Annotated in this window: 17 protein-coding genes and 1 tRNA gene; 6 read left to right on the top strand and 12 right to left on the bottom strand. The window is 71.4% G+C overall.

All coding sequences use genetic code 11. The features are described from left to right. Nucleotides 1–78 precede the first annotated feature (78 nt). From ISU07_RS04680 to ISU07_RS04670, 3 genes are read left to right on the top strand one after another with little or no spacing between them, the layout of a single operon-like run. Nucleotides 79–1,515 carry an MFS transporter gene (locus ISU07_RS04680; protein ID WP_194705526.1) on the top strand — a complete coding sequence of 479 codons (1,437 nt, stop codon included), beginning with the start codon at nucleotides 79–81 and terminating at the stop codon, nucleotides 1,513–1,515. Continuing rightward, nucleotides 1,512–1,898, top strand: a complete 387-nt coding sequence (locus tag ISU07_RS04675) for a VOC family protein (protein ID WP_194705525.1) — start codon at nucleotides 1,512–1,514, stop codon at nucleotides 1,896–1,898. The genes ISU07_RS04680 and ISU07_RS04675 overlap by 4 nt, the downstream gene beginning before the upstream one ends. Further along, the gene (locus ISU07_RS04670; protein WP_228521104.1) at nucleotides 1,895–2,641 is read left to right on the top strand and encodes a DUF5995 family protein; all 747 of its coding nucleotides are present in this window, start codon (nucleotides 1,895–1,897) and stop codon (nucleotides 2,639–2,641) included. Before ISU07_RS04675 ends, ISU07_RS04670 begins: the two co-directional genes overlap by 4 nt. Before the next feature lie 7 nt (nucleotides 2,642–2,648). On the opposite strand, the gene ISU07_RS04665 is transcribed toward ISU07_RS04670, so the two are convergent. The 3 genes from ISU07_RS04665 to ISU07_RS04655 all read right to left on the bottom strand — a co-directional run bounded on the left by ISU07_RS04665 (nucleotide 2,649) and on the right by ISU07_RS04655 (nucleotide 4,947). After that, entirely contained in the window at nucleotides 2,649–3,740 is a 1,092-nt protein-coding gene (locus ISU07_RS04665; protein ID WP_194705524.1) for a S1C family serine protease, read from the bottom strand. Nucleotides 3,741–3,797: 57 nt separating this feature from the next. Then, nucleotides 3,798–4,427 (bottom strand): DJ-1/PfpI family protein, encoded by a 630-nt coding sequence (locus ISU07_RS04660; RefSeq protein WP_228521103.1) that lies wholly within the window; start codon nucleotides 4,425–4,427, stop codon nucleotides 3,798–3,800. A 118-nt stretch (nucleotides 4,428–4,545) separates the two neighbouring features. Then, nucleotides 4,546–4,947, bottom strand: a complete 402-nt coding sequence (locus ISU07_RS04655; RefSeq protein WP_323742431.1) for a PaaI family thioesterase — start codon at nucleotides 4,945–4,947, stop codon at nucleotides 4,546–4,548. 315 nt (nucleotides 4,948–5,262) lie between these two features. Here ISU07_RS04655 and ISU07_RS04650 point away from each other — a divergent pair, with 315 nt between their 5' ends. Beyond that, entirely contained in the window at nucleotides 5,263–6,093 is an 831-nt protein-coding gene (locus tag ISU07_RS04650; RefSeq protein WP_194705523.1) for a TylF/MycF/NovP-related O-methyltransferase, read from the top strand. 28 nt (nucleotides 6,094–6,121) lie between these two features. On the opposite strand, the gene ISU07_RS04645 is transcribed toward ISU07_RS04650, so the two are convergent. Beyond that, a tRNA-Thr gene (locus ISU07_RS04645) sits at nucleotides 6,122–6,197 on the bottom strand. 94 nt (nucleotides 6,198–6,291) lie between these two features. After that, a complete protein-coding gene (locus tag ISU07_RS04640) occupies nucleotides 6,292–6,474 on the bottom strand; it encodes a hypothetical protein (protein WP_194705522.1) in 183 nt (60 codons plus the stop codon). A 106-nt stretch (nucleotides 6,475–6,580) separates the two neighbouring features. On the opposite strand from ISU07_RS04640, the gene ISU07_RS04635 reads away from it, so the two are divergent. Beyond that, entirely contained in the window at nucleotides 6,581–7,498 is a 918-nt protein-coding gene (locus tag ISU07_RS04635) for a LysR family transcriptional regulator (RefSeq protein ID WP_194705521.1), read from the top strand. Nucleotides 7,499–7,590: 92 nt separating this feature from the next. On the opposite strand, the gene ISU07_RS04630 is transcribed toward ISU07_RS04635, so the two are convergent. The 4 genes from ISU07_RS04630 to ISU07_RS04615 all read right to left on the bottom strand — a co-directional run bounded on the left by ISU07_RS04630 (nucleotide 7,591) and on the right by ISU07_RS04615 (nucleotide 12,957). Continuing rightward, nucleotides 7,591–9,147 carry an alpha/beta hydrolase gene (locus ISU07_RS04630; protein WP_194705520.1) on the bottom strand — a complete coding sequence of 519 codons (1,557 nt, stop codon included), beginning with the start codon at nucleotides 9,145–9,147 and terminating at the stop codon, nucleotides 7,591–7,593. Next, entirely contained in the window at nucleotides 9,144–10,289 is a 1,146-nt protein-coding gene (locus ISU07_RS04625) for a DNA polymerase III subunit delta' (protein WP_194705519.1), read from the bottom strand. Before ISU07_RS04625 ends, ISU07_RS04630 begins: the two co-directional genes overlap by 4 nt. Next, a complete protein-coding gene (tmk, locus tag ISU07_RS04620) occupies nucleotides 10,286–10,927 on the bottom strand; it encodes a dTMP kinase (RefSeq protein WP_194705518.1) in 642 nt (213 codons plus the stop codon). The genes ISU07_RS04625 and tmk overlap by 4 nt, the downstream gene beginning before the upstream one ends. A gap of 191 nt (nucleotides 10,928–11,118) precedes the next feature. Further along, nucleotides 11,119–12,957 carry a bifunctional metallophosphatase/5'-nucleotidase gene (locus tag ISU07_RS04615; protein WP_194705517.1) on the bottom strand — a complete coding sequence of 613 codons (1,839 nt, stop codon included), beginning with the start codon at nucleotides 12,955–12,957 and terminating at the stop codon, nucleotides 11,119–11,121. Between the two features lie 93 nt (nucleotides 12,958–13,050). Between ISU07_RS04615 and cax the strand changes: the two genes are divergently transcribed. Further along, nucleotides 13,051–14,133: a calcium/proton exchanger gene (gene cax, locus ISU07_RS04610; protein ID WP_323742430.1), complete on the top strand. Its 1,083-nt coding sequence runs from the start codon at nucleotides 13,051–13,053 to the stop codon at nucleotides 14,131–14,133. A 52-nt stretch (nucleotides 14,134–14,185) separates the two neighbouring features. On the opposite strand, the gene topA is transcribed toward cax, so the two are convergent. The 3 genes from topA to ISU07_RS04595 all read right to left on the bottom strand — a co-directional run bounded on the left by topA (nucleotide 14,186) and on the right by ISU07_RS04595 (nucleotide 19,879). Then, entirely contained in the window at nucleotides 14,186–16,861 is a 2,676-nt protein-coding gene (gene topA / locus ISU07_RS04605) for a type I DNA topoisomerase (protein WP_323742429.1), read from the bottom strand. Nucleotides 16,862–16,932: 71 nt separating this feature from the next. Continuing rightward, a complete protein-coding gene (locus ISU07_RS04600) occupies nucleotides 16,933–18,399 on the bottom strand; it encodes an MFS transporter (RefSeq protein WP_194705516.1) in 1,467 nt (488 codons plus the stop codon). 61 nt (nucleotides 18,400–18,460) lie between these two features. Beyond that, nucleotides 18,461–19,879 (bottom strand): DUF7059 domain-containing protein, encoded by a 1,419-nt coding sequence (locus ISU07_RS04595; protein WP_456093959.1) that lies wholly within the window; start codon nucleotides 19,877–19,879, stop codon nucleotides 18,461–18,463. Between the last annotated feature and the right edge of the window lie 51 nt (nucleotides 19,880–19,930).

Below are 19,930 nucleotides of genomic sequence, written 5' to 3'. Positions count from 1 at the left end.
CTCCGCTTCCCTTGACGACGTTCATACGGCGACGTACGGTCAAACGGAGTGTAAACCTCCGTTTAGTTGGGAGCCGCCATGACCACCACCCCCATCGACGGCCGCACGACCGGCACGCGGGACACCCGCTGGCTCGCCCTCGTCGTCATCGCCGTCGCTCAGCTGATGGTCGCCCTGGACGCGACCATCGTGAACATCTCGCTGCCCACCGCCCAGGCCGCGCTCGGGTTCGGAGACGCCGACCGCACCTGGGTCGTCACCGCCTACACCTGCACGTTCGCCGGGCTGCTGCTGCTCGGCGGCCGGGTCGCCGACCGGTTCGGTCGGCGCCGGGCCTTCCTCGGCGGTCTGCTGGGCTTCGCCACCGCTTCCGCCCTCGCCGGTCTCGCGCCGACGTACGGCGTGCTCATCACCGGCCGTGCACTGCAAGGCGCGTTCGCCGCCGTGCTCGCGCCGACCGCGCTCTCGCTCGTCGCCACGACGTTCCAGGGCCGCGAGCGCGCCAAGGCGTTCGGCGTGTACGGCGCCGTCGCCTCGAGCGGCGCGGCCGTCGGGCTGCTGCTGGGCGGCGTGCTGACGGAGTACGCCGGGTGGCGCTGGTGCCTGTTCGTGAACGTTGCGATCGCCGGCGCCGCCGCGCTGGCCGGTCGCGCCTTCCTGCCCGCCGACGACGGCCACCCAGATGCACGGACCGACGTCGTGTCCGGCCTGCTGGTGACGTCCGGCCTCGCGGCAGTCGTGCTCGGCTGCTCGCAGGCGGCCGCCCACGGCTGGTCGTCCGCGAACGTCCTGGCGCCGCTGGCCGTCGGCGTCCTCCTGGTGACGGCGTTCCTGGTCCGCCAGCGCCGGTCCGCCGCGCCGATGCTCCCGCTGCGGGTGCTCGCCGACCGCTCACGCGCCGGCGCGTACCTCGCCGTCGCGATCTCCGTGGTCGGCTCGTTCGGGATGTTCCTGATGCTGACCTACCACTTCCAGGTGGTGCTGGGCTGGTCGCCGGTGCACTCCGGGCTGGCGTTCCTGCCGCTGTCGCTGACCGTCTCGGCCAGCGCCTTCGGGCTGGGCAGCCGGCTGCTGCCGCTGGTCGCGCCGAGGTACCTCATCGCCGGCGGCATCGTCCCGGCCGCGGCCGGGCTGGCCCTGCTGACCACGCTGACGCCGGGCTCGTCGTACCTCGCGGTCATCCTGCCCGCGGAGCTCCTGCTGGGCCTCGGCAGCGGGCTGATCTTCACCCCCGCCATCAGCGTGGCGACCAGCGAGGTCGAACCGCGGTACGCCGGCATCGCCGCCGCCACCGCCAACACCGCCATGCAGGTCGGCTCGTCGGTGGGCACGGCGGTCCTCAACAGCGTCGCTGTCGCCGCGACGGCCGCATACGCCGGGACCGATCCCCGCGCGGCCCTCGTCCACGGGTACGCGACCGCCACCGGCTGGTCGGCCGCCGCGCTCGGCGTCACCGCGGTCCTCGTGCTGGTGCTGGTGCGGACGCCACGACCGGAGCAGGCTGGTATGTCATGACCGTCCTGCTCAACCACACGATCGTGCACGCCACGGACCGGGCCGCGACGGCCGAGCACCTCACCGGGGTGCTCGGCCTGCCCGCCGCGGCAGAGTACGGGCCGTTCCTGGTGGTCGAGCTCGGCAACGAGGTGTCCCTCGACGTGCTGGAGGTGGACCGGGTCCACGCGCAGCACTACGCGTTCCTGGTGGGGGACGAGGAGTTCGACGCCATCCACGGCCGGATCGTCGAACGGGGACTGGACTTCTGGGCCGACCCCTTCGAGCAGCGGCCCGGCGAGACCAACACCAACGACGGCGGCCGCGGCCTCTACTGGAACGCCCCCGACGGGCACAAGCTCGAGATCCTCACCGTCCCGTACGGCGGGTGGCCGGCCGGATGACCCACGTGCCCGAGGGCGTCGCGGCCGTCGTGACCGAGATGCAGACCCGGCTGGACGCGCTGCCGGCCGGGTCCGGGCTGCGGGAGTTCCTCGGGACCTACCAGCGCACGACCACGGCCGTCGGCAAGGCGATCCTCGACGGGCGCTTCGAGGACGGCGACTGGGTCGAGGAGTGGGACGTGGTGTTCGCGCGGCTCTACCTCGACGCGTACGACGCGCACGTCGGCTCCGGTCTCGTCCCCCGCCCCTGGCGGATCGCCTTCGAGGCGCCCGCCGACCTGCCGGCGCTGCGCCAGGTGCTGCTCGGCATCAACGCGCACGTGAACTACGACCTGCCGCAGGCACTCCTGCGCGTGATCTCCGACGCGGACTTCGCCGACCCGGCCGTGCTGGCGAAGCGGCAGCGCGACCACGAGGCGATCGACGGCGTGCTCGCCTCCCGCGTGGCCGCCGAGGACGACCAGCTCACGGTCTCCGGCGGCAAGTCGCTCCTCGACCGGGCGCTCCAGCCGCTGAACCGGGTCTCCTCCAAGCGCTTCCTCCGCGAGGCCCGGCAGAAGGTCTGGCACAACACCCGCGAGCTCCAGGCCGCCCGCCTCACCGGCCAGGCGGCGTACGACGTCCGCCTCGGCGAGCTCGAGGTCCTCAGCGCCGCCCGCGTCGCGGACCTCCTCGCCCCGGGCCAGGTGCTGCTGCGCCTCGCGGTCGCCGGGTTCGGGGTCGTCCTCCCTCCCCCGGCGTGACCGCGGGTCAGGCGACCGGCGCCTGGCCCAGGGTGACCGAGGCGGCGTGCGAGGTGCCGGAGGAGTCGGTCCAGGTGACGCGCACCCGGTCGCCGGCGGCGTACCGAGCGACGGCCTTCCTCAGCTGGGTGTAGGTCGTCACGGGGGTACCGCCGACCGAGGTGATCGTGTCGCCGGCGGCGAGGCCCGCGTCGCCGGCCGCGCCGCCGTCCAGGACGGCGGCCAGCGTGGTGCCGGTGCCGGAGAGGGAGACGCCGAGGAACGCGCCGTACCCCAGCCGGATCGCGCCGACCGTCGAGTCGCCGGCGACGATCGCGTCGGCGATGCGCACGACGCGCTTGACCGGGATGACGTACCCGGTGATGTTCGCCGTGCCGGACGACGCCGCGACGTTCATCCCCACGACGGCGCCCTCCGAGTCGAGCAGGGCGCCGCCGGAGTCGCCCGGGATGATGTCCGCGTCGATCTCGACGAGGTTGCGCAGCCGGTGCGGCCGGCCGGTCTGCTCGTCGGAGACGGTGATCGCCTTCCTCAGGTCGGTGACCGTGCCGGAGGCCGCGGTCAGCGAGCCGCCGTCGCCGCCGGCATCGCCGACCGCCGTGACGTCCTCCCCCAGCGAGACGCCGCTGCTGTCGGTGTCGACGGCCGCCAGGCCCGACGCCCCGGACAGCTTCAGCACGGCGATGTCGCGGGTGGCGTCGTACCCGAGCACCTCGGCCGGGTACGTGCGGCCGGTGTTCACCACGGTCACCCGGATCGCCGTCGCCCCCTCGACCACGTGGTGGTTGGTGACGACGATGCCGTCACTGCGGATCACCATGCCGGTGCCGGCGGCCTCACCCTGGCCGTACTGGATCTCGGTGGTGATGGTGACCAGGCCGGTCGACTCCTCGGACGTCGCCTCGCTGGTGTCGAGCGAGGAGGTGGGCGAGTACGGCGAGGAGTAGCCGTAGCCGTACGGCGACCCGTAGGAGTACGGCGGCCACCCGCGGTCGACGAGCACGGTCGCGGCCGCGGCGGGGGCGACGGCGGCGACGGACAGGGGCAGCGCGAGGGCTGTCACGGCGAGGGAGGCGGTGGCACGGCGCGGGAGCTTCATGCCTCCCACGGTGGGTTCGTCGCATGTGCGCCCGCTGTGAGAAGGCTCAGGACGCGATCAGAGGCTGGCCATCTCGTGGGCCCGTGCGACGTCCTCTGGCGCCCAGCGGTACATCATGTACTCGGCCACGGCTCGCGCCTCGTCCATGCCGTACATCCGGCCGATCATGTGCAGCGCCAGGTCGATGCCGGCCGAGACCCCGGCGCCGGTGACGATGTGCCCGTTGTCGCAGACCCGCACGTCGCGGCGTACGACGGCGGTCGGCGCCGCCTGCTGGAGCCGGTCGTACCCGCTGTAGTGGGTGGTGGCCTCCAGCCCGTCGAGCAGGCCGAGCTCGGCGAGGACGTACGCGCCGGTGCACACCGAGACGAGGTGCTCGACCTGCTGGTCCTGCTCCTTGATCCAGGCCATCAGCCGCTCGTTCTCGAGGACCACGCCGGTGCGTCCGCCGGGGATGAGCAGCATGGAGAGCGGCGGGCAGTCGTCGATGGAGTGGTTGGGCTGGATGAGCATGCCGGTGTTGGCGCGGACGACGTCCGGCTTCTCGGCCACGGTGAAGACGTTGAAGTACGCCTGCCCGTCCTCGCCGGTGACGCCGAACGCCTCGAACGGTCCGCAGAAGTCCAGGACCTCGACGTCGTCGTGAACCAGGATCGCCAGGTTCTTGGGCGTGATCTCAGGGGACATCTTGCGGACGGTACTCGCGGGCCTCGCCGAGCTGCGCGGTCATTCCCTGCCGTGATGAAGTCGTTGCCCCACGGCGCCCTGGGCAACGGTTCGGTCACGCGGTCTCGAGGGCCAGCGGCTACGGATACAGGTTCTGCAACCGCAGCTGACCGCGGGCGACGATGCGGTCGTCGCCGTCGGCGTACGTCTCGATCAGCCAGACCTGCTGGGAGCGGCCCTGGTGGATCGGGGTGGCGGTCGAGGTCATCGGGCCGCCGGTGACGGCGCGGTAGAAGTCGGTGTTGTTGTTGACGCCGACGACCTTGCCCTCGGGGTCGCGGCCGGAGAGCCACGTCATGCCCCCGAGGCTGCCGAGCGTCTCCACCACGCTGCAGTGCACACCGCCGTGGACGATGCCGTAGGGCTGGTGCATGGTCGGGCCGGCGGTCCACCGCGCGACGACCCGGTCGCCCGAGAGCTCGGTGAACTCGATGCCGAGGTAGTCGACGAAGTTGCCCATGGCCGGCTGTTCTGGCTCCACGGTGCCAGTGTGCCGGGAGCCGGCCGGCACACCGGACGCGGGTGCGGGTGAAACGTCCGCCAGGGGATACGAGGTTGTCCCGGAGCCCGGAGAGCGCTTGAGTGTGTGGTGCCACCAGATCTAGGGCTGATCGATGGCAAGGCACCAAGGGCCGGCGGCCACGGGGAGCACTTCAGTCGCACTCCCGGTGACCGCCGGCTCCTCGTGGGCCGACGAGCTGGCACCCGCAGGCCCGCGTCGCCTGTCGGCCCCCTGTCGGCCCTGCCTGAGCCGATGCCCGGGCGTCGCCGGACCGGTCACGTAGGGTCGCGCCCCATGACGGAGAGCGCCGCCGACCTGTACCTCGACCTGCTCAAGAAGGCACTCACCCGTGCCTTGTTCGAGGACAGCGACCGGGTGCTCGGCTTCGAGGACTGGCACGCGAAGACGTGGAAGCTGCGGGCGGCCACCGCGGTCGCTCGTCGCCTCGCGCCGTTCGGCATCGAGGTCAGCCAGCGCCGGCCGTACGACGCCCACAGCCGCGAGAACGGCCTGGACTGGCCGGCACGTGCGGAGACGATGGTCGGGCTCAAGCGCCTGGACAACATCCAGCTCGCGGTGGAGTCGGTCCTGCGCGACGACGTCCCGGGCGACCTCATCGAGACCGGTGTCTGGCGTGGCGGTTCCGCCATCTTCATGCGCGGCGTCCTCAAGGTGCACGGCGACACGACGCGGAAGGTGTGGGCGTGCGACTCCTTCGAGGGCCTCCCCGTCCCCAACGCGGCCCAGTACCCGAAGGACGAAGGGCTCGACTTCTACAAGTCGACCGGGCTGGCCGTCGGCGTCGAGCAGGTCCGCCACAACTTCCGCCGCTACGGGCTGCTCGACGACCAGGTGGAGTTCGTCGTCGGCTGGTTCAAGGACACCCTGCCGACGGTGCCGGTCGAGCGGCTCGCCGTCCTGCGCCTGGACGGCGACCTGTACGAGTCCACGATCGAGGCGCTCGAACCCCTCTACCCCAAGCTGTCGCCGGGCGGGTTCTGCATCATCGACGACTACCACATCCCGGCCTGCCGGGCCGCGGTCGACGACTATCGCGCGGCTCATGACATCACCGACGAGGTGCTGCCGATCGACGAGATGTCGGCCTACTGGCGAGCCGCGTGACCGGGCACCCTGGGTCCGCATGGAGATGTGGAGCCGCCTGTCGGAATCGAACCGACGACCTATTCATTACGAGTGAATCGCTCTACCGACTGAGCTAAGGCGGCGCACTGCCCGAACGTCCGGCGCCCTGATCGAGCACCCTGGATCCGGGCAACCCGCCGAGGATAACGGACCTGCCGATCCGTCTGGAAATCCGGCTCAGGCGGCGACGAGGGCGGCCTCGTCGGCGTGGCCCCGGGCGCCCGTCAGCCACGTCTGCTCCGCGCCGCACCAGCAGGTGTAGGAGACGAGGATGCCGTGGTCGGTGTTGGTGACCGAGGAGATCTGGCTCGGGAAGATGAGCTGGGTCCGGTCGCAGGCGGAGCAGTGACGGTCGAACATGGTGGTGACCTCCTTCGGGTCTCCGATGTGGTTGACGGCTCAATTCTCGTGGGCAACCAGACATAGGGGTAGCCTCTCTTTCCAAGAGTTCCTCTAGGGAGTGCCTATGCTTTCGCTGCACCAGCTGCGGTGCTTCCTCACCGTGTACGAGCAGGGGTCGCTGACGGCGGCGGCCGAGGAGCTCGGGTACGCCCAGCCGTCGATCTCCGAGCAGATCCGGACGCTGGAGAAGTCCATCGGGCTCCAGCTGTTCCGGCGGGTCGGGCGCGGCGTCGTACCGACGACGGTCGCCGACACCCTGCGCCCGCACGCCGAGGCGACGATCGCGGCGGCCGAGGAGGCGCTGCGGGCGGTGCAGCAGGTCAAGGCGTTCGAGACCGGGACGATCCGGTTCGGGATGTTCGGCAGCGCACGGCTCTACGTCAGCGCGACGCTGGTGACCGATGTCCTGGAGCGCTATCCCGGCGTACGCGTGGAGATCATCGGCCAGAACTCCACCGAGGTGCTCGACGACCTCCGGCGCGGGCGGCTCGAGGCCGCGCTGATCGCGGCGCCGCCGACCAACGAGGGGATCGACGTGCTGCCGGTGGCGCGCGACGAGATGGTCTACGTGAGCCTGGACCCGGAGCGTACGGCGACCCCGGTCACCGCCCGCCGGCTGGCCGAGGCCCGGCTGGTGCTCGCCGACACGACGTACCGCGCCACCGACTCCATGCGGCTGGCGCTGCGCAGGATGCTGCACGAGGCGGGCCTCAACCCGCAGACCCGCATCGAGGTCGAGGACGTCGAGACGGCCATCGAGGTGGTCGGCCGTGGGCTCGCCGACACCGTCGTCCACGCCGGCGCCGCCAAGCAGCTGGTGCCCCGACTCGCGCCCGGGGCGACCTGGACGTCGCTGCGGCCGCGGCAGTACGAGACGTTCGCGATCGTGCACCGCATCGGCGCCACGCTCTCCCCCGCCGCCCAGCTGATGATCGAGCTGGCCGTCGCCCGGATCCGCCAGGTGGCCGAGCCGATCCGCTGAGGGGTCGCGGGGGTGCCAGGAATCGCGCGATCGCGCCCGTACAGCAGATCCGTAGGGCGAAAACCTGCAGTATCGGCGCGATCGCGCGATTATCAGCAGGCCAGACCGCTCTCCGGCACCCGTCCCTCGACGAGGTAGGACTCGACCGCGGCGTCGATGCAGTCGTTGCCGGAGTGGTAGGCCGTGTGACCGTCGCCGTCGCGGGTGACCAGGACGCCGGTGACCAGCTGGGAGGCCAGCGCCTCGGCCTCCTCGATCGGCGTCGCCGGGTCGCGGGTGGTGCCGATGACCACGATCGGCGGCGCACCCTCGGCGTCGATGACCAGCCGCTCGCGGGGGACGTCACGCGCCGGCGGCCAGCCCCGGCACCCGATCAGGCCCCAGGCGAACGACTCCCCGAACGTCGGGGCGGCCTTCTCGAACGCCGGCACCAGGGACGGTACCTTCGCCGGCCGCACGCCCTCGGGATCGTCCAGGCAGCTGATCGCGGGGAACGCCTCGAGCAGGTTGCTGGCGAAGGTGCCGTCGGACTGGCGCCTGGAGTAGGCGTCGGCCAGCAGCAGCAGCGTCGAGCCGTCACCGTCGAACGCCGACCGCAGCGCCTGGCTGAGCACGATCCACGTGCCCCGGTCGTACAGCGGCGTGATGATGCCGGTGATCGCCAGTCCCAGGGTCAGCGGCCGCCCGCTCGAGGTCGTGAGCGGCTTCGCGTCGACCTGGTCGAGCAGGTCCCGGATCCGCTGCAGCCCGGCGTCGAGCGAGTCGCCGAGGAAGCAGGAGTCGGTGACGTCCAGACAGTTCTGCACGTAGGCCCTCAGCGCCGTCTCGAACCCGTGCGCCTGCGTCAGCGCGGCCTGCTCGACGTCGAGCGTCGGGTCGACGGCGCCGTCGAGGACGACCCGTGCCACACGGTCCGGGAAGAGCGTGGCGTACGTCGCGCCGAGCTCGGTGCCGTAGGAGTAGCCGAGGTACGACGTCACCGCGTCGCCCAGCGCCGCGCGCAGCACGTCCATGTCGCGAGCCGCCTCCTCGGTTGAGATGTGCGCCGCCAGTGCGCCGCTCAGCGCGGCACAGCCCCGGCCCATCGACCGGGCCTCGCGAACGTAGGCCTTCTCCTCGGTGGGGGTGTCCGGCTCGGGGTCGGCGGCGAGGTACGCGTCGAGGTCGGAGTCGCTGAGGCAGTCGACCGGGTCGCTCTGGCCGGTGCCGCGGGGGTCGAAGCCGACGACGTCGTAGTAGCGCAGCAGGGAGGGGCCGAGGTACGACGAGGCGCTGATCGCCATGGCCGAGCCCGCCGATCCGGGACCGCCGGGGTTCACCAGCAGCGAGCCCACCCGGTGGCCCTCGTCGTCGGCCGGGCGGCGCACGACGTGGATGCCGATGGTCTCGCCACCCGGGTCGGCGTAGTCGAGCGGCACGGTCAGCGTGGTGCAGTCGTCCTCGCCGCAGGCCTGCCAGTCGAGCTTCTGGGAGTAGTACGTCGCGAGCGCCGGGTCGGGAGGCTGGCCGGCGGGCGGCGTACCGGGCCTCGGTGCGATCGCGACGGGGTCGTAGTCGGGGGTCGACGACCGGGTGAGGTAGAACGCGGCGGCGCCGGCACCCGCCAGCACCAGCACGAGGACGACCAGCAGGACGACCGGGCGCCTCACCGGCTCCCCTCGGGGACCTTCAGGGCGAGCATCATCGACTCGAGGGCCAAGGCCGGCTGGACGTTGAACTCGAGCATCTGCTCGCGCGCGTCGAAGATCCACTGGATGCGGCGCAGGTTCAGCTCCGGGGTCGACGAACGAACGATCTCCGCGATGTCGCCGCGGATCTCCTCGTTCACCAGGGCACCGGACGCGCCGGTCGCCAAGGTGATCGCGTCGCGGTAGACCGACACCAGGTCCATCAGCCCGCGGTCGACCACGTCGAGCTGGCGGCGCTTGGCGCGCGTCTTCTGGCCGCGCTCCAAGGCGGCGAGAGCGGGGGCGTAGTCGCGCGGGCGACGGCCGCGCTCGACCACGCCGTACGCCGTGTCGAGGTCGGCCTTCTCCCGCTCGTCGAGGCGGCTGGTGACGACGTCGGCCTCTTCCTTGGTGACCTCGGCCAGGTTGGCCGCCGCGGTCATGCATGCGCCGAGCGAGGTGAGCTTGGCCGGGATCGAGACGACCTCGCGGCGGCGGTTGCGGGTGGCCTCGTCGCGGGCCAGTGCGCGGGCCCGGCCGATGTGGCCCTGGCTGGCGCGGGCGGCGTACGCCGCGAGGCCGGGATCGATGTCGTCGGCGCGCACCAGGAACGCAGCGACGTCCTCGGCCGACGGCGTGGCGAGGGTGACCAGCCGGCAGCGCGACCGGATGGTCGGCAGCACGTCCTCGACGGTCGGCGCGCAGAGCATCCAGACGGTGCGCTCGGTCGGCTCCTCGATGGCCTTGAGCAGGGCGTTGCAGGCCTGCTCGGTGAGCCGGTCGGCGTCCTCGACGATCATCACCTGCCAGCGCCGGCCGACCGGTGCCAGTGCCGAGCGGCGGACGAGGTCCCGGACCTCGTCGACGCCGATGGACAGCTTCTCGGTGCGCACGACGGTGACGTCGGCGTGCGTGCCGGCCTGCACGGTGTGGCAGGTGTGGCAGGCGTCGCAGCCACCCTCCTCGCACTGGAGCGCGGCCGCCAGCGCGACCGCGGCGTTGGAGCGGCCGGAGCCGGGTGGGCCGGTGAACAGCCAGGCGTGGCTCATCCCGTGCCCCGCGGCCGCCGCCTTCATCGCCTCGATCGCCCGCACCTGGCCGACGAGGCTGTCCCAAACGGTCATGGCTTCCTGGCCTGGGAGAGCAGCGGCAGCAGACGCTCGCGGACGGCGGCGGCGATCGCCTCGACGGGCCGGCGGGCGTCGACGACCAGGTAGTGGTCGGGGTCGGCGGCGGCGAACCCGAGGAACGCCTGCCGCACCCGCTCGTGGAACTCCACCGACTCGCCCTCGATCCGGTCCCGCTCCTCGAACCGTCCCAGGCCGTGGCTGGGCTCGAGGTCGAGGACGACGGTCAGGTGCGGCCGCAGGTCGTGGGTGGCCCAGCGTGCGACGTGCTCGACCTCGGCCAGCTCCAGGGGCCGGCCGACGCCCTGGTAGGCGAGCATCGAGTCGACGTACCGGTCGGTGATCACGACCTCGCCGCGGTCGAGCGCCGGCCGCACGACCAGGCGCACGTGCTCGGCCTTGTCGGCGGCGTACAGCAACGACTCCGTGCGGTCGGACAGCTCGCCGGTCTCCGGGCTCAGCACGATCTCGCGCAGCGTGCGGCCCACCTCGGTGTCGCCCGGCTCGAACGTCAGCCGGACGCCGTAGCCCTCCGCCTCCAGCCAGGCGGCCAGCGCCTTCGACTGGGTCGACTTGCCGGAGCCGTCGCCGCCCTCGAAGCAGACGAAGACGCCGATGTCGGAGTAGTGGGCCATGGTGCGCCCGACGCTACCGGGGGCCGCCCCCACGTCGGCCCCCACCGGGTCGAGTTGCGCTCCCGGCACCGGCGAGTTGCGCCTCCGGTACCGGCGAGTTGCGGCACCGGTACGGCAGCAACCGCACCGCAGGCGCAACTCAACCGCACCGCAGGCGCAACTCAACCGCGCCGCAGGCGCAACTCAACCGGTCAGGTGATCGTGATCGGGGTGCCGCCCGAGACGAGCTTCCAGTCGGCCGAGGCGAAGTCGGTGGGGTCGATCTCGCCGTGGGCGACCACCCAGTCGATGAGCAGCTGACGGATCTCGTTCTGGCGGTTGTAGACGACCGGCGCGGTGGACACGTGCGGGAAGCCGCCGCCGCCGGACTGGCGGTAGTTGTTGATCGCCAGCACGAACTCCTGCGCCGGGTCGATGGCGGCGCCGTCGTACTGGAGGTTCGTGACGCGGGAGCCGATCGGCTGGGCGATGTCGACGTCGTAGGTCAGCGGCGCGTCGAGCCCGGCCACCGAGTCGAAGTTGTAGTCGGGCGTGGTGGCACCGTTGTAGACGGCGTTGGTCACCGCGGCCGTCGTGAACGGACCCGGGCCGGAGACCTGCTTGAAGTACCGCATGGAGTACTCCAGGTAGTCCTTCACCTGGGCGCCGGTGAGCTTCACGCCGAGCAGCGTGTTGTCGTAGATGTACAGCCCGGCCACGTCGCGGATCGTCACGTTGCCGGCGGGGAAGGACGCGGCCCGGTTGAACGGCGCCGCCTCCGACAGCACCGGCAGCGACGCGTCTGCGCCGGTGAGGCCGGCCTTCACCGCGTCCGCCTGCACGAAGTTGACGAAGTCGATGATCGGTACGTCCTCGACGACCGAACGAGCCGCCGACATCGCGACGGCCGACGTGCCGACGACCGAGTTGACGTACTTCACGACCGTGGCGTGCTGCTCCTGGACGGCGGCAGCCACCTTCGGGTCCGCCTCGGCGGTGTTCGTGGGCAGGGTGTCGGACGTGATCGAGGTGATCGACCACCGGTTGCCCTTGCGCTCGAGCTCGAGGTCGAAGACGGCCACCCGCTTGCCCCAGAAGAACGGCTCGCAGAGCACGACCTTCTTGTCGGGCGTGACCTTGCTGGACACCTCTCGGTTCGGGATGTCGAGGTGGGCGTGGCCGACCAGGATGGCGTCGACGTCGGCCACCTCCTGGGCGACCAGCGTGGACGCGTTCTCGACGTAGGGCAGCGCGTCGCCGTACGACGACCCGGTGATGTCACCGGAGTGGGCGCTGACGATGACCACGTCGCAACCCTTGGCCTTGAGCTCGGGCACGAACTTCTTCGCCTGCTCGACCAGGCCGGGGAACTCCATCTTCCCCTCGACGTTGGCCTTGTCCCAGATGGCGATGCCGGGGTTGGTGAGGCCGAGGATGCCGACCGTGAGGTCGGGGCCGCGGTCGACCTTGACGCGCTTGATGACGTACGGCGGGAAGACGGGCCGCTTGGTCACCGGGTCGACGGCGTTGGCACCGAGGAGCGGGAAGTTCAGCTGCGACTCGAAGGTGCGCAGCAGCGGGATGCCGTAGTTGAACTCGTGGTTGCCGAGCGCGGCGGCGTCGTACCCGATGAGGTTCATCGCACGCGCCATCGGATGGATGGTGCTGCCGCCGATCGGCTGGACCTTCGCGTAGTAGTAGGCCAGCGGGGTGCCCTGGATGGTGTCGCCGGCGTCGAGCACCAGGACGGGGTTGCTGCGGGCCGCACGCTCGCGGTCGATGACCGTCTTGACCTTGGCCACGCCGATGTCGTTGTGCTGGGCGTCGTCGAACTCGGCGTTCTTGAAGTAGTCCCAGTTGTAGACGTTGCCGTGCAGGTCGGTCGTGCCGAGGATCGACAGCTTCGTCGTGCGCGCCGTGCTGCCTCCGGTACCGGCGGTCGCCGGCGAGGCGGTGGCCACGGTCGCGGCCGTGGCGGCGACTCCGGCGGCGGCGCCGGCGACGACGGTACGACGCGACGGCTGGACAGGCTGCTGGGCGTGCTCAGTCATGGGGTTCCCTCCCGAGTTGGGTCAACCCCGTGTTCCTATCACGCGCCCGGCGGCCGGCGGGCGACGGGCGGGCGACGTACTAGCGTGCGTCCGGTGACCACCACGACGGCCCAGCCGGTGCTCAACCGCTCGGACAGGCTGATGCTGGGCGGCGGTGGCGCGCTGATCGTGCTGGCCGGGCTCGCGCACTACACCGACTGGCCGAGCGGGCTCGCGTTCGTCCTGTCGGCCGCCGCCATGAGCGTGCTGGCCGCTTTGGTCGGGCTCAGCGTGGAGCAGCTGGGCGACCGGTTCGGGCCCGGGGCGACCGGCGTGCTGCAGTCGGCGTTGGGCAACCTCCCGGAGCTGTTCATCTGCATCTTCGCCCTGCGCGCCGGCCTGGTGGACGTCGTGCGTGCCGCGCTGATCGGGTCGATCCTCGCGAACCTGCTGCTGGTGCTCGGGCTGGCCTTCCTCGTCGGCGGCCTCAAGCACGGCCCGCAGCCACTCGGCTCCGACCGTGCGCGGACCATCGTGGTGCTGATGGGCCTGTCGGTGATCGCGATGGCGATCCCGTCCCTCACCCACCACCTGCACACGCCCGCGGCCGAGCACGAGAAGACGTTCTCCCTCATCGTCTCGATCATCCTGCTGTTCCTCTTCGTGCTGTCGCTGCCCTTCGCGCTGAAGCGGAGCCCCTCCGGCGAGTCGGGCCCCGAGCAGCACGAGGCACCCCGCTGGCCGATCGCGCTGGCGATCGGCATGCTCGCCGTCGCGGGTGCGGCGGCGGCGTTCGTGTCCGACTGGTTCGTGGCCGCCCTCGAGCCGGCGATGGACTCCGCCGGCATCTCCCAGGCCTTCGCCGGCCTGGTGATCGTGGCCATCGCCGGCAACGCGATCGAGAACGTCGTCGGCATCCAGCTCGCGGCCAAGGGTCAGTCGGAGTACGCCTTCTCGGTCGTCCTCAACAGCCCGATCCAGATCGCGCTCGTGCTCGCGCCGCTGCTGGTCATCATCAGCCAGGTCTTCGGCCTCGCCTCGCTGACCCTGGTGTTCTCGCCGCTGCTGGTCGTCGTGCTCGTGCTGTCCATCGTGCTGACCGCCATGATCGCCCTCGACGGGGAGTCCACCTGGCTGGAGGGCGCGACGCTGATCGCGTTGTACGCGATCATCGCCACGGCGTTCTGGTGGGGGTGAGACGAGCAGCCGCGCGCGAGGCACAAGCACGCGGCGTGGGCTCGACCAGCAATCAGCGCCTCGTCGTCTTCTTCGTCGTCTTCTTGGCCGGAGCGCGTTTGGCCGTCTTCTTCGCCGTCTTCTTGACGGGGCCCTTCTCGCGTCGCTCGGCGAGCAGCTCGGCGGCGCGCTCGAGGGTGATCGCCTCGACCGTGTCGTCCTTGCGGAGGGTGGCGTTGTACTCGCCGTCCGTGACGTACTCCCCGAAGCGACCGGCCTTCACCACGATCGGCTGCTTGGAGACCGGGTCCTCGCCGAGCTCCTTGAGTGGAGCGGTCGCCGCGCCGCGGCCGCGCTGCTTGGGCTGGGCGTAGATCTTCAGCGCCTCCTCCTCGGTGATGGTGAGCAGCTGCTCCTCCGAGGCGATGGTGCGTGAGTCGGTGCCCTTCTTGAGGTACGGGCCGTAGCGGCCGTTCTGCGCGGTGATCTCGACACCCTCGGCGTCGTGACCGACCACCCGCGGCAGCGACAGCAGCTGCACGGCCTGGTCGAGTGTGATGGTGTCGATGGTCATCGACTTGAAGAGCGAGCCGGTGCGCGGCTTGTCGGACTTCTTGGCGTCCTCGGGGAGGACCTCGGTGACGTAGGGGCCGTACCGACCGTTCTTGGCGACCACGGTCAGCCCGGTCTCCGGGTGCTGGCCGAGCACGGTCTCCTCGCCGGCCGGCGTCGCGAACAGCTCCTTGGCCTTCTCGAGCGTCAGCTCGTCGGGCGGGAGGTCGTCGGGGACGTTGGCCCGCTTGCCCGTCGGGTTGCCCTCGTCGTCGGGGCCTTCCAGGTAGGGGCCGTAGCGACCGACGCGCAGCACGATCCCGCTGTCGGGCCCGCCGACCGGGAACGTCGCCAGCTCCTTGGCGTCGATCTCGCCGAGCTCGGTCACCAGCGTGTGCAGGCCGACGACGTCGTCGGAGCCGTAGTAGAACTCCGCGAGCTCGCTGACCCGGTCGGAGTCGCCGGCCGCGATCTCGTCGAGGACGTCCTCCATGCGCGCGGTGAACTCGTAGGAGATCTGGCGCGCGAAGTGCTCCTCGAGCAGCCGCACGACGGAGAACGCGATCCAGGCCGGCACCAGGGCCGAGCCCTTCTTGTAGACGTACCCGCGGTTGATGATCGTGCCGATGATCGAGGCGTACGTCGACGGGCGGCCGATCTCGCGCTCCTCGAGCTCCTTGATGAGCGTCGCCTCGGTGTACCTCGCCGGCGGCTTGGTCTCGTGGCCCTGCGCGGTCAGCGACGCGGCGTTGACCGCCTCGCCCTCGACCAGCTCCGGCAGGGGCACCTGGTCGTCGTCGCTGCGCTTGCCGCCGTCCGTGCCCTCGACGTACGCCTTGAGGAAGCCGTGGAACGTGATCACCCGGCCGGACGCCGAGAACACCACGTCACGCCCGTCGGAGGCCTGCCCGCCGATGCGGACCGACACCGACTGCCCGGTCGCGTCCTTCATCTGCGAGGCGACGGTGCGCTGCCAGACCAGCTCGTAGAGCCGGAACTGGTCGCCGGTCAGGCCGGTCTGGCCCGGCGTGCGGAAGGAGTCGCCCGACGGACGGATGGCCTCGTGCGCCTCCTGGGCGTTCTTGACCTTGGAGGTGTAGGTGCGCGGCGCGTCGGGGAGGTACTCCGGGCCGTAGAGCTGGCTGACCTGGTTGCGGGCCGCGGTGATCGCGGTCTCCGACAGCGTGGTCGAGTCGGTGCGCATGTAGGTGATGTAGCCGCCCTCGTAGAGCCGCTGCGCCACCGACATCGTCGCCGACGCGCTCATCCCGAGCTTGCGGCTGGCCTCCTGCTGGAGGGTGGTGGTGCGGAAGGGCGGGTACGGCGAGCGGCGGTAGGGCTTCGCCTCCACCGACCGGACGGCGTACGACGTGTCGTGCAGCGCCTCGACCAGCGCCTCGGCCTCCCCGCGGTGCAGGTGGACACGAGGCTTGTGCCTGTTGGTCGAGCTTGTCGAGACCAGCTCACCGTCGGAGCCGAAGTCCGAGCCGCTGGCCACGCGCACCTCGTCGATCGAGTGCAGCCGCGCCGGGAACATCCGCGGCTCCTTGCCGGAGCCGGCGTCGAAGGTCCCCTCGAGGTCCCAGTAGGAGGCGACGCGGAACTTCATCCGCTCGCGCTCGCGGTCCACGACCAGACGCGTGGCGACCGACTGGACGCGGCCGGCCGAGAGGCCGGACATGACCTTCTTCCAGAGGACCGGCGAGACCTCGTAGCCGTAGAGGCGGTCGAGGATGCGCCGCGCCTCCTGGGCCTCGACGAGGTCGTCGTTGATCGAGCGCGGGTTCGCGACGGCCTCGAGGATCGCCTTGCGGGTGATCTCGTGGAACACCATCCGGTGCACGGGGATGTTCTTGGGCTTGAGCTCGTCGAGCAGGTGCCAGGCGATCGCCTCGCCCTCGCGGTCCTCGTCGGTGGCGAGGTAGAGCTCGTCGGCGTCCTTGAGCAGCGACTTGAGCTTGGCGATGTGGGCCTTCTTGTCGCGCGGGACCACGTAGTACGGCACGAAGCCGTTCTCGACGTCGACCGCGAGGCGTCCCCACGGCTTGTCCTTGATCTTGGCCGGGGTGTCGGCGGCGCTCTGCGGGAGGTCGCGGATGTGGCCGATCGAGGACTCGACGACGTAGTCGTCGCCGAGGAAGTCACCCAGCATCTGGGCCTTCTTCGGTGACTCGACGATCACGAGCTTGTGTGCCACGAGGTGCGTCCTGCCGCTTTCTTCCTGCTCAGACCCCGGCTGTCGGGGGCATACGGCCGATCACGGTAGCGCTAGTTGCCAGAAGCGCCAGCCACAAGGGCCGACTCGGCGTCGGCCTGCGGACCCGGCACGAGGTGGGTACGCGCCTTCACGACGGGTACGGCGAGGGCGACGAGCGCCGCCAGGGCGGAGGTGACGACCAGCAGCGTGAACCCGTGGGTGTAGCCGGACTCCACGGGGAACCCGTCGGGCCGGTGACCGGCGGTCACCACGCTGGCGAGCACGGCGCCGCCGAGCGCGCCGCCGACCGTGCGGATGTTGGCGTTCATCCCGCTGGCCACCCCGGTCTGCGTCTGCGGGACGGCGTCGACGACGAGGTTCGACATCGCCGCGAAGGCCAGGCCGAAGGCCAGGCCCAGGACGGTCGACTCGACCAGCAGCTGCCACACGTGGTCGTGCGCCAGCACGATCCCGAGGGTGCCCAGGGAGGTCAGCGTGGCGCCCGCCACGAGCATCGCCTTCGACCCGTACCGCGCGGCGAGGCGCCCCGAGGCGAGGCCGGCCACGAAGGTGGCCACCGTCTGCGGGAGGAGCAGCAGGCCGGACACGGTCACCGACGCCCCGAACCCGTAGCCGGTCACCTCGTCGGGCGTCTGGAGGAACTGGGGCAGGAAGGCGAACATCGAGTACATCCCCATGCCGAACAGCAGGGACACCAGGTTCACCGTCCACACGGTCGGGATGCGCATCATCGTCATGTCGATCAGCGGGCTGTCGCTGCGGGCCTCGGCCCAGACCCAGACGGGCAGCACGACGGCGGCGACGACGAACAGGCCGACCGTCGTCGGCGACCCCCAGCCCCAGCTGTGTCCCTGGCTCACGGCCAGCAAGAGGGCGACCAGCCAGGCCGACATCAGGAGCGCGGTCCCGACGTTGATCCGTCCCGGCGCCCGCTCGGGGGACTCCGGGACGAAGAAGTGCGCGGTGACGGCCGCGGTGGCGGTCAGGATCATCGGCAGCCAGAACAGCCAGTGGTAGCTGAGCGCGTCGACGATCGGGCCGGCGACGACGAGGCCGATCCCTCCGCCCACCGCGAGCAGGGCGGCCGACGTCCCCAGTGCGCCGGCCACCTTGTCGCGCGGGAACTCGTCGCGGATGATCCCGAAGGTCAGCGGCAGCACGCCGCCACCGACGCCCTGGATCGCGCGGGCCGCGATGAGCACCCCGATGCTCGGGGCGACGGCGGCGAGCAGGGAGCCGACCGCGAGGGCGCCCAACGCGACCACCAGCATCCGCTCCTTGCCGACCTTGTCACCGACCCGGCCGACGATCGGCGTGAACACCGACGCGGACAACAGGTACGCCGTCAGCACCCAGGTGACCGTGGCCTGGTCGGTGTCGAGGCCGCGCTCGATGGTCGCCAGCACGGGCGTCACCATCGACTGCAGCAGGGAGAACGAGCCGACACCGACGCAGAGCACCGCGAAGGTGACCCGATGATCGGTCCGGTGGTCGGTGCGCTGCTGCGTGGTTGCCATGACACCGGACCCAGCAGTCCGGGAGCCCGGCGCATTCCCGATCCGGGCAGCCGTCCACGGGTCAGACGGTCAGGAAACCCTCGACGAGCAGGTCGCGGACGACCGGCAGGTACGTCGCGCGCAGCTCGGCAGGCTCGCGCTCGGTCAGCGCGGCCACGGCGTCGATGATCTGCCCGACGGTGAGGTCGCCGTCGCAGGCGCCGGCCACCGCCGCCTCGACGGTGTCGACCCGGCGGGCGCGGCGCAGGCCGCGCTGCTGGCGCAGCACGATCGTCTCCGGGTCCTCGGCACCGGGCTCGCCGGTCGTCTCCTGGAGCACGTCGACGCGCAGGGTCAGCCGGTCGTGCTCGGAGAACGGGTGCGTGACCGCCGCGGCCCAGTCCCGGATCGCCGGGGCGACGGGCTGCTCGACGGCGTACGGCCAGTCCAGGTACGCCGAGTCGTGCTCGCTCTTGTGCACGTTGACCCAGCCGAAGCCGATGCCCTCGACGGACTGCTCGTCGAACCAGCCCAGCCACGCGTCGTACCGGGCGACGTACTCGGCTCCGCCGTGCAGGCCCTCGTCGCGGAGCCAGAGCTCGACGTACGCCGCCGGGTCCAGCACCTCGCGCTGCACGACGAACGCCGAGCAGCCGTCGGGCACCCAGCCCGCCACCCGCTCGTCCCAGGGCCGGCCCTCGACGACCAGCCAGTTGGCGACCACCTGGGCCCAGCCACCGTCGGTGAGGTGGTCGGGCGCGTGGCGCACGACGTGGGAGACGACGTCGTCGGCGGGGAGCCCGGCCTCGCGGTAGACCAGCCGACCGGACCGGTCCGGCGAGATCACGAACGGCGGGTTGGTCACGACGAGGTCGAAGCTCTCGTCCGCGACCGGTGCGAAGAACCAGCCGGTGCGGGTGTCGATGGTGGCGATGTCGTTGAGCGCGGCGTTGAAGCCCGCCATCCAGACGGCGCGCTGGTTGATGTCGGTGGCGACCACGGAGCCGGCGTGGGCGGCGAGGTGGAGCGCCTGGACCCCGCAGCCGGTGCCGAGGTCCAACGCGCGGCCGACCGGCTCGCGCATCGTCAGCTGCGCCAGGGAGGTGGCCGAGGGGCTGACCCCGAGGACGTGGTAGTCCGGCACGCGACCCGTCGGGCCGTCCAGGCCGGGCGTCAGGTCGCTGACGACCCAGAGGTCGTCGGTCTCGGTGGCGTAGGGGCGGACGTCGAGGAGGGCACGCGCCTCGCCGCCGGAGGTACGCAGGAAGCCGGCGTGCTCCAGCTCCTCCACCAGGCCCGGCAGGGCGCGCCCGGCCGCGTCGGCCGGCACCGCGGCCTGGAGCAGGAAGAGCCGGGTGAGCGTGGCGAGCGGTGAGGGCTCCGCCGTACGACGGAGGGCCGGGGTGGTCTCGTTGCGGCCGAGCGCCTCGTGGGCGCGCGGGCCGAGCAGGCCCGCGACGGCGTCGTAGGTGAAGCCGGCCGCCTCGAGCGCCGCACGCAGACGAAGGGGCAGGTCCGACGTCTCGTCGGACCTGCCCCTGTCGCTGGTGCT

The sequence above is a fragment of the Nocardioides islandensis genome (assembly GCF_015352455.1).
GTDB classification, from domain to species: Bacteria; Actinomycetota; Actinomycetes; order Propionibacteriales; family Nocardioidaceae; genus Nocardioides; species Nocardioides islandensis.
Note: the sequence above shows the minus strand (reverse complement) of the source record. Positions and strands in the feature narration are given on the sequence as shown.

Excerpts from the sequence above, each read along its gene's own strand:
- ISU07_RS04680 (WP_194705526.1), top strand. The coding sequence starts at position 79 with ATGACCACCACCCCCATCGACGGCCGCACGACCGGCACGCGGGACACC.
- ISU07_RS04675 (WP_194705525.1), top strand. The coding sequence starts at position 1,512 with ATGACCGTCCTGCTCAACCACACGATCGTGCACGCCACGGACCGGGCC.
- ISU07_RS04670 (WP_228521104.1), top strand. The coding sequence starts at position 1,895 with ATGACCCACGTGCCCGAGGGCGTCGCGGCCGTCGTGACCGAGATGCAG.
- ISU07_RS04665 (WP_194705524.1), bottom strand. The coding sequence starts at position 3,740 with ATGAAGCTCCCGCGCCGTGCCACCGCCTCCCTCGCCGTGACAGCCCTC.
- ISU07_RS04660 (WP_228521103.1), bottom strand. The coding sequence starts at position 4,427 with ATGTCCCCTGAGATCACGCCCAAGAACCTGGCGATCCTGGTTCACGAC.
- ISU07_RS04650 (WP_194705523.1), top strand. The coding sequence starts at position 5,263 with ATGACGGAGAGCGCCGCCGACCTGTACCTCGACCTGCTCAAGAAGGCA.
- ISU07_RS04640 (WP_194705522.1), bottom strand. The coding sequence starts at position 6,474 with ATGTTCGACCGTCACTGCTCCGCCTGCGACCGGACCCAGCTCATCTTC.
- ISU07_RS04635 (WP_194705521.1), top strand. The coding sequence starts at position 6,581 with ATGCTTTCGCTGCACCAGCTGCGGTGCTTCCTCACCGTGTACGAGCAG.
- ISU07_RS04625 (WP_194705519.1), bottom strand. The coding sequence starts at position 10,289 with ATGACCGTTTGGGACAGCCTCGTCGGCCAGGTGCGGGCGATCGAGGCG.
- tmk (WP_194705518.1), bottom strand. The coding sequence starts at position 10,927 with ATGGCCCACTACTCCGACATCGGCGTCTTCGTCTGCTTCGAGGGCGGC.
- ISU07_RS04615 (WP_194705517.1), bottom strand. The coding sequence starts at position 12,957 with ATGACTGAGCACGCCCAGCAGCCTGTCCAGCCGTCGCGTCGTACCGTC.
- ISU07_RS04600 (WP_194705516.1), bottom strand. The coding sequence starts at position 18,399 with ATGGCAACCACGCAGCAGCGCACCGACCACCGGACCGATCATCGGGTC.